Genomic DNA, 16,903 nt, shown 5'->3' on the forward strand with positions numbered 1-16,903 from the left:
AGCCCCTATCGCTTAGCGATTAGGGGCTTTCTGTATTTCCGGGGCCCCCGCAAAGTACCTGAACCGGCTTCGAAGCCAAGTCCCCACCTGGTGGGGTTATTTCGTCATCTACTTTTTCCTACCAAATCTCTAAAAATTCGGCACGATGTGACCGATAACTACACTACATAGACTAATCCATGGAGGGTATTTGAATTCATCGTTAATCTACTAAAGGAGGACATACTTTTGAAGAAGATATTATCAATGATTATGGCGATCGCACTATTGGTGACGCTGATTCCGTTCTCGCCGGATAAGGCGGAGGCTGCGGATTCAGCAACGGATTATTTCCAGATCGCGAATTATAGTACGTCAGCTACTGCTCCAAGTGAAGTGAATACCGAGTCGATTGACTTAACAGGAACTTTTATAGGGGTTGCACCAAGCAGTATTTCGTATGAGGCGGTTACGGTTGTACTAGAAGGATCTAACATTGTAGAAGTTTCTAATAAGCGGGGGACGGATGTTAAGCCAGAAATTATTAATAACAATGCATTTCGTTTTGCATCCGTAAAGTTGGAGCCAGGACTCAATCAGATTACGTTGAAAGGGACCAACTCGGTAGGGAATATCGTAAGCGGGGTCGTATACGTCAGATATACAAATGCACCTATGCTGTATGATATAAAAGCACCAGATGGCCGTTTACTCCGGGATACGACAGACCCAACGGTCATTGATACTAAATCCATTATTCTGAAGGCTGAGAATGCGAAGGAAATTTACGTTAATGGTAAGAAAATGTATTCAGGAGATGGGAAAAGTTTCGTGGCTTCTGACCTTCCACTTGAATTTGGAAGAAATACTCTTGTAATTAGAGCGAATAATGGTACAAAAGAGATTATTGAAACTCGTGACGTTATTTATTATGCAGGCGTTCCAACTGCATTTGATACAAAAATCGGTGGAACAAGTGTTAATCGTGGAAGTGTCGTGAACAATCCAACGGGGGAAGTTGCCGGTTCAATTGCTTTCCGTCAAGATTCAACGGTTACGGATCAGGTAGATAAACTTAAAGTCTCATTAACCGACCCGAAAAGTGTTTTGGTAGAGCTAAATGCAACTGTTACATCTGTGAAGAAGGATGGACGGTTTATTGTCTTTAACTATACTACAGGCGTGGGGAGTAACTTAACAGTAAGTGAACCCGGTTTGCATCAATTGCAAGTTAAAGGCGATTATGGGAAGCAAACATCTGCTTTTGTGATCGATTTTAATAATAGAACTACTAATGATGTGTTTATTACAGATGTTAAGCAAATTTTTAATGTCATTGATGATAAGACGAATGTTACTTATGACAAAAGTGCTCCTCTAACTGATAATACGATGTTTATGAGTTTACCTGTATACATTCTTGTGAAGACGAGTGGAGCTACCAGTTCATTAAAAATGGAATCAGTTATTAATGGATTACCATCGGGCGCGTTTATCAAAGATACTCGGAAACTTTTAAATGGTGCAGCGAATGAATATGTATTCAAAATAGAAGGCATGGCTCCGGGACAGCAACGTTTAGAGATAACTCCAGATAAGGCTGCTGATAAAAAAGTGTTTACAGTAACCTATGTCTCAGCGCCTTACTTAGAAATCATTAATATTCCTAACGGCAAAACGATTTATAAGGCGGATCAATTCGATAAAATTGTTGTGAAACATACGAATTTTTCGAGCACGGACTTAGCGAATATTAAATTAACGATTAACGGTAACCAGAAACCATTTACCTATACAACAGTTAACGGGAATTTAGAGTACACAACAGCACAAGCGGACCGAGATTTAATCGTTCCAGGACAGAATAAAATAACCGTCTCTGGTGTTGCGAACGGCGTACCTGTATCGACAACAATTTCGTTGTTCCTTTTCGCGAAGTATTCACCTGAGATTACATCCATGTTCCCGATACCTTATATTGTAGATCCTTCTGGTGCGCCGATTCCGCAGACAGGAGATCCGAATGGTTTGTTTAAGCTTGTATCGGATCGTAAATATTCAACTTCCGAAAAAGCATACGAAATGTTATTCACAGTTCGAAGTGCGGATAGTTTTGAAGTTAAAGTTGATGGAAAATTCTATGCTTCTGCAAAACTTGAGGCAGCTGGATGGAATATTGACCCGAAGGTGTTCCAACTTGTTTCATTCGAGCCAGTACTTGGAGATGATGTGAATAAGACACCTGTTACGGATGAGAACGGTAAAACGGTGTATCTGTACCATTTCCGATTAATTAAAAAACCAAATGATACGACAGATGCATTGAGCTTACCGAAAACTGGTGAGAAAAGTATTATGATTACAGCTCGTAAAGGCTCAGCTAATGTCTCACAAACGATAACTATCGTTCGTGAGAGTGGGGCATACATTATCCGTTCTCCGAAGCTTCCTGAAGAGAGTGTAATCAATCAGAACTTTTTGAAGGTTAGTATTGAGGCGGATGGGGCAACACAAATCTTGCTTGGTAAAGAAGTAATGAAAAAAGATTCTATTTATGATATCTTCCGTGCTGAGGTCAAGAACTTAAAAGTCGGGAAGAATACGATTAAATTTACAGTAGTCCAAGGAAATCAGAAGACGAATGGTCAATTTACCGTCAATTATGCTGGAGAGAAACTGGTAGGTGGCCTTTTTAAGACAAATATTCCGACTTCAGGCAAGTTATCTTTGTTTAAAGGCGATGTAGCACTGGAGCTTCCTAAAGGTACTTTGTTGAGAGAGTCGAATACGACGCCAGGCCAAGCGCCTCCTGAAATCAATATGTTCGATAGTCAACAAATTCTCTTCGGTATTGCAGATCGTAAAGACGGTCGGATTGTGAAGAAGTATAATGCAGTTGGTGAAGAACTATCGGGTCGCCCGCTTGATGGTACAATGAAAGACATTCCTGCAGATCTAAGTGCGACACAGTATCTAACCCTTCCAAGCCGTTATAGTTATGCATCAGATTTATACTGGATGGATGCAGGTTATTTGAAGAAGGATAGCCAAGGAAATGTCACGGAGGTCGTAGAAGGTAGTCTCCCGTACAAAGCAGTTAGCGATCCAATGAGAGAGCCTAATTTCTATGAGCGTGCTAACAGTCAATGGATGGAGCCCACACAACGTGGGACAATTAAGTTGAAATATGATCCAAAGATTGTTGATGCGATTTCCAGTAATTTAGCCATTTGGCGCTGGGTAGACCGCGATCAGAAGTGGGTTAACCTAGGGGGAACAATCAACGCGAGCAGTAAGACAATCAGCGCCCCATTCGATGGGTTTGGATATTATGCTGTATTTGGAATACGTTACACATTCGATGATGTTATTGGTCATCCATATGCACGGAATAGTGTAGAGTTAATGCTGGCTAATGGTATTATGAAGCCTGTATCCTCGGATGAGTTCGGTGTTTATAATAACGTGTCACGTGGTGAGTTCGCAACAATGCTAGTTAAAATGCTGGATATTCCATTAGAGTATGATGTGAATAATCCGACGTTTGAGGATGTACGCGATTTCGGTAATGTTGATTCTTTATGGGATTTCAGATATGTAGAAACAGCAGTTCGCAAAGGTATCATTCGTGGTGTTGCACCAAGAATATTTGATCCTAATGGGGATCTGACGAGGGAACACGCTGCTACCATGATTGCACGGGCATTGAATCTGAAATTAGCTACACCAGAGAAAGATCTTCCGAAGCTACAAAAGCAATTTACAGATGCTGGAACAATTGATTTTTACATGATTACCGCAGTATCTGCGATTACTAAGGCAGGGTATATTGAGGGTGTTCCTAGTCAAGTGGAGGGCCAGAAGAAACCAACCTATCGTTTCGTGCCTAAATCGAATTTGAAACGTGCGGATGCTGCTGTTATTGCAGAGCGTATTATGAAGAAGTTGAAGAAAATCAAATAGGAATATGTGAAGGGAGCGTTTTTGGCTCCCTTTCGCTATTCATGATTTTAATGTTAAATTTTAGGTACACTTTGTAATTCTTCTCACTTTGGGATACAATAATTGAAAAACGACTAAGGGAGTTCGACATATGAATAAAATTTTGGCCAAACCGCAAGTAGATTATCAAAGAGCGAAAGCTAAATTCGAAGAGAAATCGCAGGTTATGCAGAAACGTATCGAAGAAACTCGAGTGCTGCGTGAGATTACACAAGAGGTTATGGAAGAGCTCGTTCAGGAAACAGGCTTCCACGATGCGTTTAATGCGCTGACAATAGCGGAGAATGAATTGATCAGCTGGTCTCATACGACAATCAAACGTGAGAAGACTTACCTTGATAATAAAGATAGCTTTGATCGGATGTATCAGAACCTGGATACCAATCCTCAAGCACGCGCTACAATCATTGATCTTGCGATGAGAATTCGATAAGATTCACATAACTATTTTATATTTAAATAGCAAAAGACACCTTGACACCTGCAAGGTGTCTTTTTTATTCCTATATTATTTACAGTTTTTTCATGATGACTGTCGTATAGCAGAATGATATACTAACAACCGTGGCTTTTTTATATGGAAAATGTTGATGTTGAAGCTGATAGCAAGTTCTGATTATCTTTTAAAATTTTTTTTGAGAAACCGCAACTTTTTAGAAACTCAGACGTCTAACATTATGTGAATACAACAGAGCAGCGAATAATCGACTCTAGCTTCGCAAAACAGTCATTTTTTGACAAAGTAATAGGTTAAGATTTGAAATTATGCCTTTACGGCAGTATATCCGCATTGTATAATGTTAGGGTGGGTTACAAATCTACATCTATTTATCATGTTAATTGTTTACTAGTTTCTGTGACTATCATGTTACAGACATGAATTATAGGAATTTTGCTCAACTCGAGGAAGGGGGTGAATCGGCGATGAGTAACAAGAGCTACAATTTATCTAAAAATTATAAAGTGAAAGATATTCAAGGAGGAGAAATAAAGGTTATGAAGAAATTTTTATCTATCGCATTATCCACAGCAATGGCATTCTCGATGTTCGCATCTGTAGCATTCGGTGCAGACAACAAAGAACTTTCTACACAAGACAAATATGATGCACTTACTAAAGCAGGTATCTTCTCTGGCTACCCAGACGGTACTGCAGGTCTTGACAAAAACATGACTCGCGGTCAATTCGCGAAAGTTGTTGCAAAACTTCTTACTCTTGAAGATGATGCAGCATCCGCTTCCAAGTATGTTGACGTAAAAGCTAACAACTGGGCAGCTCCATTCATCGGTTCCGTATCCAAAGCTGGATTGATGGAAGGTTCGAAAAACCAAAAAGGTCAATTGGCATTTGATTTCAACGGTAACGTAACTGTTGAACAAATGGCTAAAGTCCTTGTAATTGCATTGAAACTTGAAGTTCCTGCAACTGCTGAAAACGGCGCTTCCGTATGGGCTAAAGGTTATGTTGATGCAGCTGTTAAAGCTGGATTGATCCCTGCAGACGCTAACTTCAAAGCGGCAGCTACTCGTGAACAATTGGTTCTTGCTGCTTACACAGCAAGCGTTGAAATCGAGAAAGCAAAAGTTTCTTATGAAGTAAAAGTTGTTGATGCTAACAACATCCAAGTAACTTTCTCTGATGCAAAAGACAAACCAGAATCCTTCAAACTTGAAAAAGCTCTTGAAGCTAACAAAGAGAACACTGTAACAGTTAAACGTGCAAATGGCGAAGAGAAAACTCTTAAGTTCACTTGGACTGTAACTGATGCAACTAAAGTTGAATCTGTTAAAGCAGATAACCTTCGTGAAGTTCAAGTAGCTTTCGACGGTGAAGTTGACTCCATCACTGCAAACGATGAAAGCAACTACTCGCTTAAAGGTGATGGCAACCCTAAAGTCATCTCCGTATCCTTGTCTGCTGACAAGAAAGTTGCTACATTGACAGTAGAACGTGGCGATGATAAGACTCGTGCTTTGACAAACCAAAAAGAATACAAACTATCTGTAGCTAACGTGCGTGCAGGAAGCAAAGTAATTACTGCTAACGATGTTGCGTTCACACCAGTAGACGCTACATTGCCTGTAGCAACTAAAACTGAAGCTTTGGGTAACAAAGCAGTTCGTATTACATTCAGCGAACCAATCCGTGTTGCTACTTCCAACAACTTCAAAATTGATGGTAAAAATGTAGCAGGTACTGTTGACATCACTGGAAGCACTGTTATCTTCAAACCATTCAACAAAATGGAAAATGCTGAACACACACTAACTGTTAGTGGTGTAGAAGACTACTCTGGTTTGAAAAACCTATCTACAGATCTTAAGTTTACGGTTGTTGAAGATACAACACCTCCAACAATTTCTTCTGTAGTTAAGGCTTCTTTCGAGAAAGTTACTTTGAAATTCAGTGAAGCGATCGATAAGTCTACTGTATTGGCTTCTAACGTTTACTGGACACAAGGTGATAGCAAGAAACGTGCAAGCAAAGTGAACGTTATTGCAGATGATACGTATGAATTCGAATTCAACACATCTGATCGTTTGTTGTACACTACTAACCTGTATGTAACTGGCGTGAAAGACTACTCCGGTAACGTGATTGCTAACGATGCTAAAATCGAAGTTAACCCTGTAGTAGATACAACTCGTCCAGAAGTAGTTACAACTGAACTTAAAGATGATATGAAGACTATCACTGTTAAATTCTCTAAATCACTTGATAAAGATTCAGCTCAAAAAACAGCTAACTTTGTTGTGAAAAATAGCGATGGCAAAGAAGTATCTGTATTGAAAACAGCTACTCTTGGCACTGATGGTAAAACAGTAACTGTTTACCTTTACCAAAAACTAGAAGGTGGCAAAAAATACACATTAGAAGTTAGTGGAGTTTCTGACAACACTACTTTGAAAAATGTTATGATGCCATTCACGAAAGCTCTTGATGTTGCTGATAAAGCACAGCCAAAAGTTGATGGAGTTACTTATGATGGTCAAAAGGTTATCGTAACTTATTCCAAAGCAATGAAACTTGACGGTGAAGGATCGATCACTGAAAAGAAAAACTATCTGTACAAGGATAAAGATGGTAAACCACAAAGCCTTCCAAGTGGTGCATACATCGATACTACACCTGATGGTAAATCGGCAATTATCGTGTTCCCATCTGAGTTGAAACCAGGTGTAGATGTTACAGGAATTAAAGTTCAATTGGTTAAAGATGCAGCAGATAACTTTATCGAGGGCTTCTCTACTGATATGCTGGCAATTACACAAGCTAGCGCAATTGGATTTGGTACTGACGCACCAAAATCTACTTCAAATGTGAAAATCGAAGTACCATTTAACCAAGTATTGCAATCCGGTAGTGCTTATGCATCTGACTTTAATGTGAAAACTAAGTCTTATCAACTTGATGTAATCAATGCTGAAGTTGATGGTAAAAATGTTGTGCTCACATTGTCCGATAACACTAAACTTGATGCAGACGGTCTTTACAAAGGTGAAGCACTAGATGTTACTGTTAAAGCTAATAGCAGCCTTGCTACACCAGCTGGCAAACAAGTAACTGCTGCAATTACATCTGCTATCGTTCTTGATGGAATTGCACCATCTGTTGATAGTGTAAGTCTTCAAGCAACTGCATCTGTTACTCAAGGAACTTATGTAGATGTTAAATTCACTGAAGCTGTTGTTCTTGTACCAAACGCAAAATATGACTTTGAAGTTAAAATTGATGGCGATGTAGTATCCCCTGATGTCTTCAATGTTACTGCAGTTGATGCTAAGACAGTTCGCGTAACTGTTCCTTACAACGCTAAACAATTGGGTAAAATGTTTGATGTTCGCGTTAAACCGAACGCAATCTTCATTAAAGATGCTACTCGAGGAAATGTAGTAAGCGGTAGCGATAAGTTCTCGCAAGCGTACATTCCAGAGACAGCAACTAACTAATCTTTATTAAAAAAGGACCTGCACAAGCAGGTCCTTTTTTTTGTCTAACCCTGTTTACGGAATTTAAGTAATCTCATTAAAATTACGAAAAACCATGGTTTATATAACAAAATCGAAACTAATAGCGTCTATGATGCGTTTATAATATAGATTAGTATATTGCTTTATATTAAGGAGGAAATGCAATTGAATAGACCAAGTAAGATTGCGCTCGTACTTGCAGCTGCAATTTTTATGGGACAATCCATAGCTGGATTGCCCACGACCAATGCGGCACCTGTTACTAACAATAAAAACACTTCTTTTTCATTAGCCAATTTGAAATCTGTAAGTCTTTCTGCGAAAAGCTCAGTTCGACTAACGGACATTAATTTATTGACTCAAGATGATGGGAACGTCCTGTCCTATACGTTGACGTATAAGAATGGTGATAACAAAGAATTATCACTTATTGATTTTTGGACACGGGTAAAGACAAAAGCAGGTACTTCCTTCTCAAGTAACTTAATGACAAAGGATAAAGATAAGAAGAAGATTGCACCGCAATCTGAAGTGAGTATTACATATTATTCCAAGGTCGGTAATATCTCTAAGATAAGTGATTTTAATATTGAAATGGTGAAGTGGGATTTTAGTGCCGCGAACTATGAGAAGAAACTCGGCGTTTTCAATGTCCCTGCAGCTTACAATACGGAAACACCATCCGGTAAGGCAAAGGCAATGAAAATAAATGATGTATCTGTTAATGCCATTATCGATCAGTCGTTTATGTATAAGTCTGATAATTATTACTATGTTAATGTATCGTTAAGATTAAAAAATATGGGGATCAAGGTTCTCGAGGATACTAAGTATAAGTTCGTAGTGAAAACACCGGATGGTGGCAATTATCCATTACAAGCAGATACAACAGGAACTGATTTTAAAATACAACCCAAAGATAGCAAGACATTAAATCTAATTGCTCTCATTCCCGCGAGTGCAAAAACAGATAAACTGCAATTACAAATTCTTCAAGATGATTCAACGGAAAAAGGAGTAAATTCTGCAATTGCTGTAGCAACCTTCCAACTTCCAAGTCAATCGAAGAATACCAACCAAGGTAATGAGGTAGAAAAGAAGATTAAGATCGGTAACAGTACTGTTGTATCTAAGATTTCTGATGTATGGCTCAATCAGAGCAATTCGGAATCTCAAGCAACGATTAGCCTTAATATTAAGAATTCGAGTGCTCAAACAGTCACGATTCCAAAATACAACTTTGTTGTCCATACAGGTGAGGGTTACACACTCCCACTGACCACAAAAGCGTTAGATAATGTTATTCTGAAACCACAAGAAGAAGTGAATATTCGATTAAATGTTAGCCTTCCTTCTTACATGCAGTTCAAGAATTTGAAGTTATTCATGAACCAACCTACAGACCCTGCTCAGAAGGATGCGATTAGTTATCCGGTAGCGATATTCAGTGTTCCTGAAGTAGAAGCTAATCAAACTTCAGTTGGCTCTAGTTATTACATTCAAAACGCTAAAGGCAACTTTAGTCTGAAGTTGAGCTCGATTCAGCGCTTGCCTTGGTCGGATGGCGATATGATTACGGCCAAAATCAAAATTAAAAATGATAGTCTCATTAAATCTATCGAAATCCCTAAAATTGAAGGCCTATTTAAGATTGATGGCATTCAAAATGCAGATAGCTCCAAAATGGTTCAAAGTAATAGCAGCTTACTCGTAGGACCAGGGAAAGAATTGGATCTATACCTCTCAACGAAGGTTCCATATGATTTATCCTTTAATCAATTGCAAATTTTGTTGAGTGAGAAACTTGGAGAGAACTCAAATGATTTAATTCAATTATCTAACACAGGATCAATCAGCAAAATCCCGACGATAGAGAATGGTAAGATCTATACGGTTGATACAGCAGGGAAGAAATCAGAAATCATTGAGCGTCGTACAGTTATTTACCCTGGAACTGGCTCGAATATTATCTATACGGAGCTAGAAATGAAAAATATCGAAGATAGACAAGCAGATCTATCTCACATCGTTGGTTTCTATGCAACAGACAACAACCAATACTATAAAGCCTCTGTTAGCCAAGTAGATCATTCTACAAGTCCTGATGGTAGAAATATAGTGATGTTGTGGACGAAGTTACCTAGAAGTGTTGATAGTAGCAAGTTGAAGCTAATTATCGGAGAAGGTGTGTCTGACGATAAGATGACACCACCAAAAGGCGATGCTACAGGATATGTAAATGCAGTGAAATTTGAATTAAGCCAGACGAAGATTGAATCAAAAATTAACCTTATGGATCTTGATTTGTTCCCTTACAAGCTATCGATTAAGAATTTGGCAGGTTCATTATCAGGTACATCATCCGTAAGAGTAGATTTCGATTATGACTTGTCTAGAAACCAAGATTACGAAATGGGTGAATACGGACATAAAGTCGTGATGGAACTGCAAGACACATCAACTGGTAAGTTGATCAGTAAAGAGCTTACATTGGAATCTGGGGAACTAAAAGTAGGAACGAACTTAAGTGGTTCGGCAAGTTTCGATAATGAAGCATTTGCGAACCTGAAGTCTGGATCCTTCAAAATCAACATCTACGATCAATTCCAAGGTGAAAAAGTGTTGATAGCATCGCAAGGTTACTACTATAGTACGCAAAACCTGAATCGAAACCATGATTAGGAGATTCAAATGAACAAACTACAAAAATATTCATCATTAAGTATTACTGTAATTGCAGGAGTTCTCTTACTAGGCAGTGTCATTTCCACCAGCGCCGACGGAGCCACAGTTAGTGGCTCTCAGCCGGGCTCTGTGGATGATCCCGTCGTAACCAAGAGTTACGTTGATGAGCAGGTCCAGAAGCTTGTAGCGGCTGAACTAGCGAAGCAGACGGGTGGGGCCGGAAAAGACACGGATAAGAACGCTGAAAGCAATGAGTTGAAGGTTGTAACAATTAAGAGCGGAGAGAAGCTTATTGCAAAAGCCGGAGCGGAATTTATTGTACGCGCTGGTAAAGCTGTGGTATATAGCCCAGATGCGAATGGAATATCTGACCTGACAGATGGTAAAGATATTTCCAATGAGCAAGCCGTTGTGAACAATCATTTGCTGCTATTTCCGCGGGATGGACGCGGTGTGATGCCAGATGCGAAGCAGAAAAACGGTCTTACCGTGATGGTGCGTGGCGGATACGATATTAAATAAGTGAGGCATACTAAGGCTGCAACTGAATCCACTACGGAGGTGTAGCTTTCATGTCAAGCCGAAATCGTAAACTGGTACCAGCCAGCCGTGATGCGTTGTATCAAATGAAGTATGAGATTGCTGCAGAATTAGGATTAAGCGTGGCCAACCCGCAGAGTCGTTCAAGTGATTTCTCTTCGGAATTTGCTGGAGAATTAGGCGATCAGATGGGTGGCCAAGCTTATGCAACGAAGGATGATTGGGGACACCTGTCGTCGAGGGATGTAGGATTCGTCGGCGGCGGAATTACCCGGAGATTAATTCAGGAAGCACAGCGCACATTACTTCAAGTATAACCATAGTATACTGGCATGATCTTACATTATTCATTCGTTGACATTGTAGTCCAAATGAAGTAATATTTTTGTCGAAGGATGTAATACAACCTTTTCCAACCGGGAAAGGTCCTTTTTATGTGTAGGTATTATAGATTAATGCCATAATAATATTATTGAGTTGGAGGTTGAAAACTGATGTCTTTAAATGGACGACGCTTATTTACTTCAGAGTCGGTTACCGAGGGACATCCGGACAAAATTTGCGATCAAATTTCGGATGCGGTACTGGATGCTTTTCTAACAAATGACCCGAACGCTCGGGTAGCGTGTGAAGTTTCTGTTGCAACAGGCCTTGTGCTTGTTATTGGAGAAATCAGCACCAAATCGGAATATGTGGACATCCCAGCCATCGTACGTAATACGATTAAGGAAATTGGGTATACACGTGCGAAATATGGCTTTGATTATAATACATGTGCCGTTCTGACTTCCCTAAATGAGCAGTCGGCAGACATCGCTCAAGGCGTTAACGCAGCGCTTGAGGACCGTGACCCCGCTCAAATGGACCAAGAGACGGCAAGTATCGGTGCAGGTGACCAAGGTTTGATGTTTGGTTTTGCAGCGAACGAGACACCTGAATTGATGCCATTACCAATTGCTTTGTCCCACCGTATCGCTCGTCGGTTGTCCGAAGTGCGTAAGGATGGTACATTGGACTACCTTCGTCCTGATGGCAAAACGCAAGTTACGATTGAATATGTTGATGGTAAACCTGTACGTGTAGATACAATCGTTGTATCGACGCAGCACGCAGAAGAAGTCACTTTGGAGCAAATCCAAAAAGACATTAAAGAACAAGTTATTTTGCCTGTCGTTCCAGCAGAATTGCTCGATGATAAGACAAAATACTTCATTAACCCAACAGGACGCTTCGTTATCGGCGGACCACAAGGGGATGCAGGTCTTACAGGACGTAAAATTATCGTGGATACGTACGGCGGTTATGCTCGTCATGGCGGCGGCGCATTCTCCGGTAAGGATCCTACGAAAGTTGACCGTTCTGCAGCTTATGCAGCGCGTTACGTGGCGAAGAACTTGGTTGCAGCAGGCCTTGCAGATAAATGTGAAATCCAACTTGCTTACGCGATTGGAGTAGCTACACCGGTATCCATTAATGTTGATACGTATGGAACAGGTAAAGTGAGCGAAGAGAAACTGGTTGAACTGATTCAGAACAACTTCGATCTTCGTCCAGCAGGCATTATCAAAATGTTGGATCTTCGCAAACCGATCTATCGTCAGACTGCAGCATATGGTCACTTCGGCCGTACCGATGTAGATCTTCCGTGGGAACGCGTAGACAAAGCGGAATTGTTGAAAGAACAAGCGAACGCTTAATCGAATAAATAAACCTAAGGGTTGAAGAACTGCCCCTGTGTGCTTGTCACGCAGGGGTTTTTGCATTTTATCGCCAAGAATGGGGTGTTCTATCTAAACTTATAGAGTGATTCTACCGAAAATATAATTACGAGTGTCTATTTTATGATATGAAGAACTTTCATCCATAAGAATTAGGCCGTTTCTACATACAATCACATGCGAATTAGCGTGATCAATGGAACAATACATAGGGGAGCGGATGAAATGAGAAAGAAAGTATCTTTATGGTTGGCTTGTGTGATGGTGATACAGTTGGTCATTGGACTGTTACCTGTGTCGGCAGCTGGAAGCCAAGGAAAAGCGGGGAGCAAGTCTGCGGTAAAAGTAGCGAGTGTGACGAATGCGGTATATTCGGCTCCTCAAATCTTGAATACGATACCCGCACATAATGCATCAGAAGTTAGTGTAAATACGCGATTGGATATTGTGTTTGATCAGCCTGTAACGAAAGGATCGGGTTATATTACGATTGTGGATCAATCCGCAAGTAGTGAATATCAGAAGATCGACGTGAATACGAGTGAAGTAAGCATTAGTGGTAAATTTGTATCTATTTCGAATAAAGCACTCGTCGCTAATAAGAGATATTACGTTACGATCGACCCGGGTGCAATCAAGAACACGACCGATGGTGGAGATTTGCCATTTGCAGGATTATCGGGGACATCATGGTCGTTTAATACGGTGAGATTGGTAGATACTACAGCGCCAGTCGTAACGAGCTACTATCCAACGAATGGCACGAATGTGTCTTCTGCATCCTCGCTAACCCTGACTTTTAATGAAGTCGTTTACCCAGGTAGCGGGAATATTAGAATTTTCAACGCTAGCAACCAGCCTGTAGATACGATCTCTGCCAATTCATTGCAAGTGACTGGCGGGGGCACAACGGTTATCCGGATTAACCCAACAAGTGGTGCTTTGAACAGCAACACTAGTTATTACGTATTAATCGATGCAGGTGCTTTTACGGATCAGGCGTATAACCCGTACGCAGGAATTTCGAGTTCCTCAACTTGGACATTCCGTGTAGCTACGGATACGACGAAGCCGTATGTCATTAGTCAGTCGCCTTCGGACGGATCAAGTAATGTGGCTATTGGAGCAACAATTTCATTAACCTTTAGTGAAGATGTTCAATTGAACACCAGTACCATATCGCTGCGTCCAATTAATACGAATGCAAACACAATTACAGGTCGTACATCGCTAAGTTCCGATCGTCGTACGGTGACCATTATCCCTCAGTCCAGTATGGGGTTCAGTACGACTTACGCGATTGATATTCCGAGTGATTTTGTGAGGGACTTGGCAGGTAATCCGAATGACGCTAGATGGGGAACAAGTTATTGGACATTCACAACGACAATTCAGGATAATACAGCACCAGTGTTACAATCGATAAAAATGTATAACAATAATGCCATCGTCCTACAATATAATGAATATTTAGATCAGAACTCAGAGCCTTATACATCAAATTTTACAGTAAGTATAAATGACGAGAGTCGAGGCGTATCCAGCGTTAGTGTAAGTGGAGATCGCGTGTATGTATACTTGCAGAGCGGCGTTGCCGTAGGTCAATATGTTAAGGTGACTTATTCACCTGGGGTAAGGCCAATTCAAGATTTAGCAAGAAATAAAGCAAGCAGCTTCTATAATCAAGTTGTGCAGAATACAGTCGAGACGACATTACCAAAGGTTACGAGTGGTTACATTTCCGGTCGTACGCTAAGTTTGACGTTCAGTGACTCTATAAATAACCTCTCATCTTACGCATATACGCAATTTACAGTAACAGCGAATGGCAGTACGAAAAGTATTAGCAGTAATTCAACATATAATAGTTCCAGTATTACTTTAACACTCGATAGTTCGGTAAGTAATGGCGAAGTCATTAAAGTAAGTTATTCACCCGGATCTTATCCATTGATGAGTTATTATGGTACACCGATTAGTTCATTCTCGGATTTCTTTATTCGCAACTACAATGATAATGTAGCGCCGAAGCTGGAGTCGACGAGCGTAAATGGTAACAAGCTAGTCTTGACTTATAATGAAGCCATTGATAGTTCTTTTGTGCCTATGAAGAGTCATTATTCTGTCTTGGTAAACGATAAACCAATATATGTGACAGCCATTAGCATTAACCAGAACATTGTTGAATTGACGCTGGCATCGAGTGTAGCGACGAATCAGACAGTCACAGTGTCCTATGCACCTGGGGACCCAAGACTCCGTGATTTGAATGGTAACTACGCGCCTGCATTCAACCTCGAGAAAGTAGGGTATGGAAACAACACAGGTATTCCTTATGTCAAATCTGCTGTGTTGAATGGAGATATTATTACGCTTACCATGTCTGAGAAAGTATCTACAGCATCAACCTTAGGCTCATCACAGTTTTCTGTACGTGCGAATAATGCTGCGGTGACCGTCAATGCTGTGACTTTAAATACTTACAATGATACGATAACGATTCGATTAGGGTCGACCATTCCTTCTTCCGGGCAATCTGTAATAGTGAGCTACACTCCAGGTTATTATCCAATCAAAGACCTTGATGGTAATGAACTAAAAGCTTTTACGAATATGGCAGTGACGGGTCCGTCAGGAACAACAGGGGTTACAGGCTCTGATCTTCTGAAATCTGAACAGGGTTATAATCCGTATGCAAGTACGCTAAATATACTGAAATCAGATGTTGCACAGATAAGTTCAGATCGTTCTCGCTCAGGTCAGCCGATTAATCGGTATACATTGGATGGGGCAAAACTCAAAGAAGCATTCTTATATGTAATTAAACAAGACCCGTCGTTAAATAAAGTAGTAACTTTTGATGTGTCAACTACTGAGCGTGCTGCTGCAGTTGCTATACCGGTGCAAACTTTGGAAGAGATTCGTTCACAGAATATGAATACATATCTCTCGATTCGATTCGGAGAAGCGACCTATACGCTACCACTTAAGAGTATGGATGTAGGGCAGCTTACAAGAGGCTTAGGTTCATCGGGTAACAATGTTTTAATTTTGATGCAAATTGAGAAACAAAGTTCGGGCAATTCGGCAATTCCAATTGTATCTCAGATCAATAAAGGAAGTATTCAACCCGTATCGGAGCCCTATGACTTTCATATCTCTGGTATTATTGCGAACAGCTCATCTCAGCAGTCACAGGACATGAATATTCGTATGGATCACATGCTGAAATTGAGAACAGTTGCAAAAGAAGATCAGTCGGCTGCGATTCGTTATGATAGTGTTGCGGGACAAATTAGTTATGTACCGACATTATTCGGGAAAGACACCTCAGCGACCTATGCGACCTTCACCGGCCCTAGCAACGACATGTATCGGATCGTAAGCAATAACGCGTACTACGCTGATGTACAGACCCACTGGGCGAAAGCAGATATTACGCAGCTTGCCTCGAAGTTCGTTGTAGAAGGACGTTCGAGTACGGCATTTGTGCCGAACGCTTCGATCACACGTGCGGAGTTTGCCGTATTCGTGGCGAGAGCGCTTGGATTGTCTGGCGATAAAGCATCCGCAGCAAGATTCAAGGATGTATCATCAAACACGATGGAAGGTGCCTATATCGGTGCTGCATCCAAAGCCGGAATTATTCAAGGGAATACGGACGGGACATTTAAGCCGAATAACTTAATTACGCGTGAGCAAATGGCGCTGATGGTTGTTCGTGCGATGGACCATGTCGGCAAAGGGGTTGTACTGGATACAGATTCTAGTACGCTTCTGAAGAAGTTTTCGGACCGCGGCAAGATTAATAAGAGTGCTCAAATCGCCGTTGCGAAGGCACTGCAATCCGAGATTATTGCCGGGATGACAGCGAACACGTTCAATCCGCAAGGAAATGCAACGCGTGCGCAAGCTGTCGTGATGTTGAAACGAATGATGCAATCGATCCAATATTTAAACTAGCAAAACAATGAAATAGAGCTAGAATGAGAACCGCCGAGAGAGAT

At 40.8% G+C, this 16,903-nt stretch carries 8 protein-coding genes; all 8 read left to right on the forward strand.

All coding sequences use genetic code 11. From position 1 onward, the window contains the following. Window positions 1-228: 228 nt before the first annotated feature. The 8 genes from C558_RS0102955 (at window position 229) to C558_RS30230 (ending at window position 16,859) form a co-directional block, all read left to right on the forward strand. Window positions 229-3,942 (forward strand): S-layer homology domain-containing protein, encoded by a 3,714-nt coding sequence (locus tag C558_RS0102955; RefSeq protein WP_018754732.1) that lies wholly within the window; start codon window positions 229-231, stop codon window positions 3,940-3,942. Window positions 3,943-4,072: 130 nt separating this feature from the next. After that, a complete protein-coding gene (locus tag C558_RS0102960; RefSeq protein ID WP_018754733.1) occupies window positions 4,073-4,414 on the forward strand; it encodes a hypothetical protein in 342 nt (113 codons plus the stop codon). 491 nt (window positions 4,415-4,905) lie between these two features. After that, complete coding sequence (locus tag C558_RS30225) at window positions 4,906-7,932, forward strand: Ig-like domain-containing protein (RefSeq protein ID WP_018754734.1); 3,027 nt, start codon at window positions 4,906-4,908, stop codon at window positions 7,930-7,932. Window positions 7,933-8,118: 186 nt separating this feature from the next. Then, the gene (locus tag C558_RS0102970; protein WP_018754735.1) at window positions 8,119-10,635 is read left to right on the forward strand and encodes a hypothetical protein; all 2,517 of its coding nucleotides are present in this window, start codon (window positions 8,119-8,121) and stop codon (window positions 10,633-10,635) included. A gap of 9 nt (window positions 10,636-10,644) precedes the next feature. Beyond that, a complete protein-coding gene (locus C558_RS0102975; protein WP_018754736.1) occupies window positions 10,645-11,160 on the forward strand; it encodes a hypothetical protein in 516 nt (171 codons plus the stop codon). A gap of 50 nt (window positions 11,161-11,210) precedes the next feature. Continuing rightward, window positions 11,211-11,495 carry an alpha/beta-type small acid-soluble spore protein gene (locus C558_RS0102980; RefSeq protein ID WP_018754737.1) on the forward strand — a complete coding sequence of 95 codons (285 nt, stop codon included), beginning with the start codon at window positions 11,211-11,213 and terminating at the stop codon, window positions 11,493-11,495. 177 nt (window positions 11,496-11,672) lie between these two features. Beyond that, entirely contained in the window at window positions 11,673-12,875 is a 1,203-nt protein-coding gene (gene metK, locus C558_RS0102985; RefSeq protein WP_018754738.1) for a methionine adenosyltransferase, read from the forward strand. A 246-nt stretch (window positions 12,876-13,121) separates the two neighbouring features. Beyond that, window positions 13,122-16,859: an Ig-like domain-containing protein gene (locus tag C558_RS30230; protein ID WP_018754739.1), complete on the forward strand. Its 3,738-nt coding sequence runs from the start codon at window positions 13,122-13,124 to the stop codon at window positions 16,857-16,859. Window positions 16,860-16,903: the final 44 nt, after the last annotated feature.

The sequence above is a fragment of the Paenibacillus terrigena DSM 21567 genome (assembly GCF_000374845.1).
GTDB classification, from domain to species: Bacteria; Bacillota; Bacilli; order Paenibacillales; family Paenibacillaceae; genus Paenibacillus_K; species Paenibacillus_K terrigena.

Excerpts from the sequence above, each read along its gene's own strand:
- C558_RS0102960 (WP_018754733.1), top strand. The coding sequence starts at position 4,073 with ATGAATAAAATTTTGGCCAAACCGCAAGTAGATTATCAAAGAGCGAAA.
- C558_RS30225 (WP_018754734.1), top strand. The coding sequence starts at position 4,906 with ATGAGTAACAAGAGCTACAATTTATCTAAAAATTATAAAGTGAAAGAT.
- C558_RS0102975 (WP_018754736.1), top strand. The coding sequence starts at position 10,645 with ATGAACAAACTACAAAAATATTCATCATTAAGTATTACTGTAATTGCA.
- C558_RS0102980 (WP_018754737.1), top strand. The coding sequence starts at position 11,211 with ATGTCAAGCCGAAATCGTAAACTGGTACCAGCCAGCCGTGATGCGTTG.
- metK (WP_018754738.1), top strand. The coding sequence starts at position 11,673 with ATGTCTTTAAATGGACGACGCTTATTTACTTCAGAGTCGGTTACCGAG.
- C558_RS30230 (WP_018754739.1), top strand. The coding sequence starts at position 13,122 with ATGAGAAAGAAAGTATCTTTATGGTTGGCTTGTGTGATGGTGATACAG.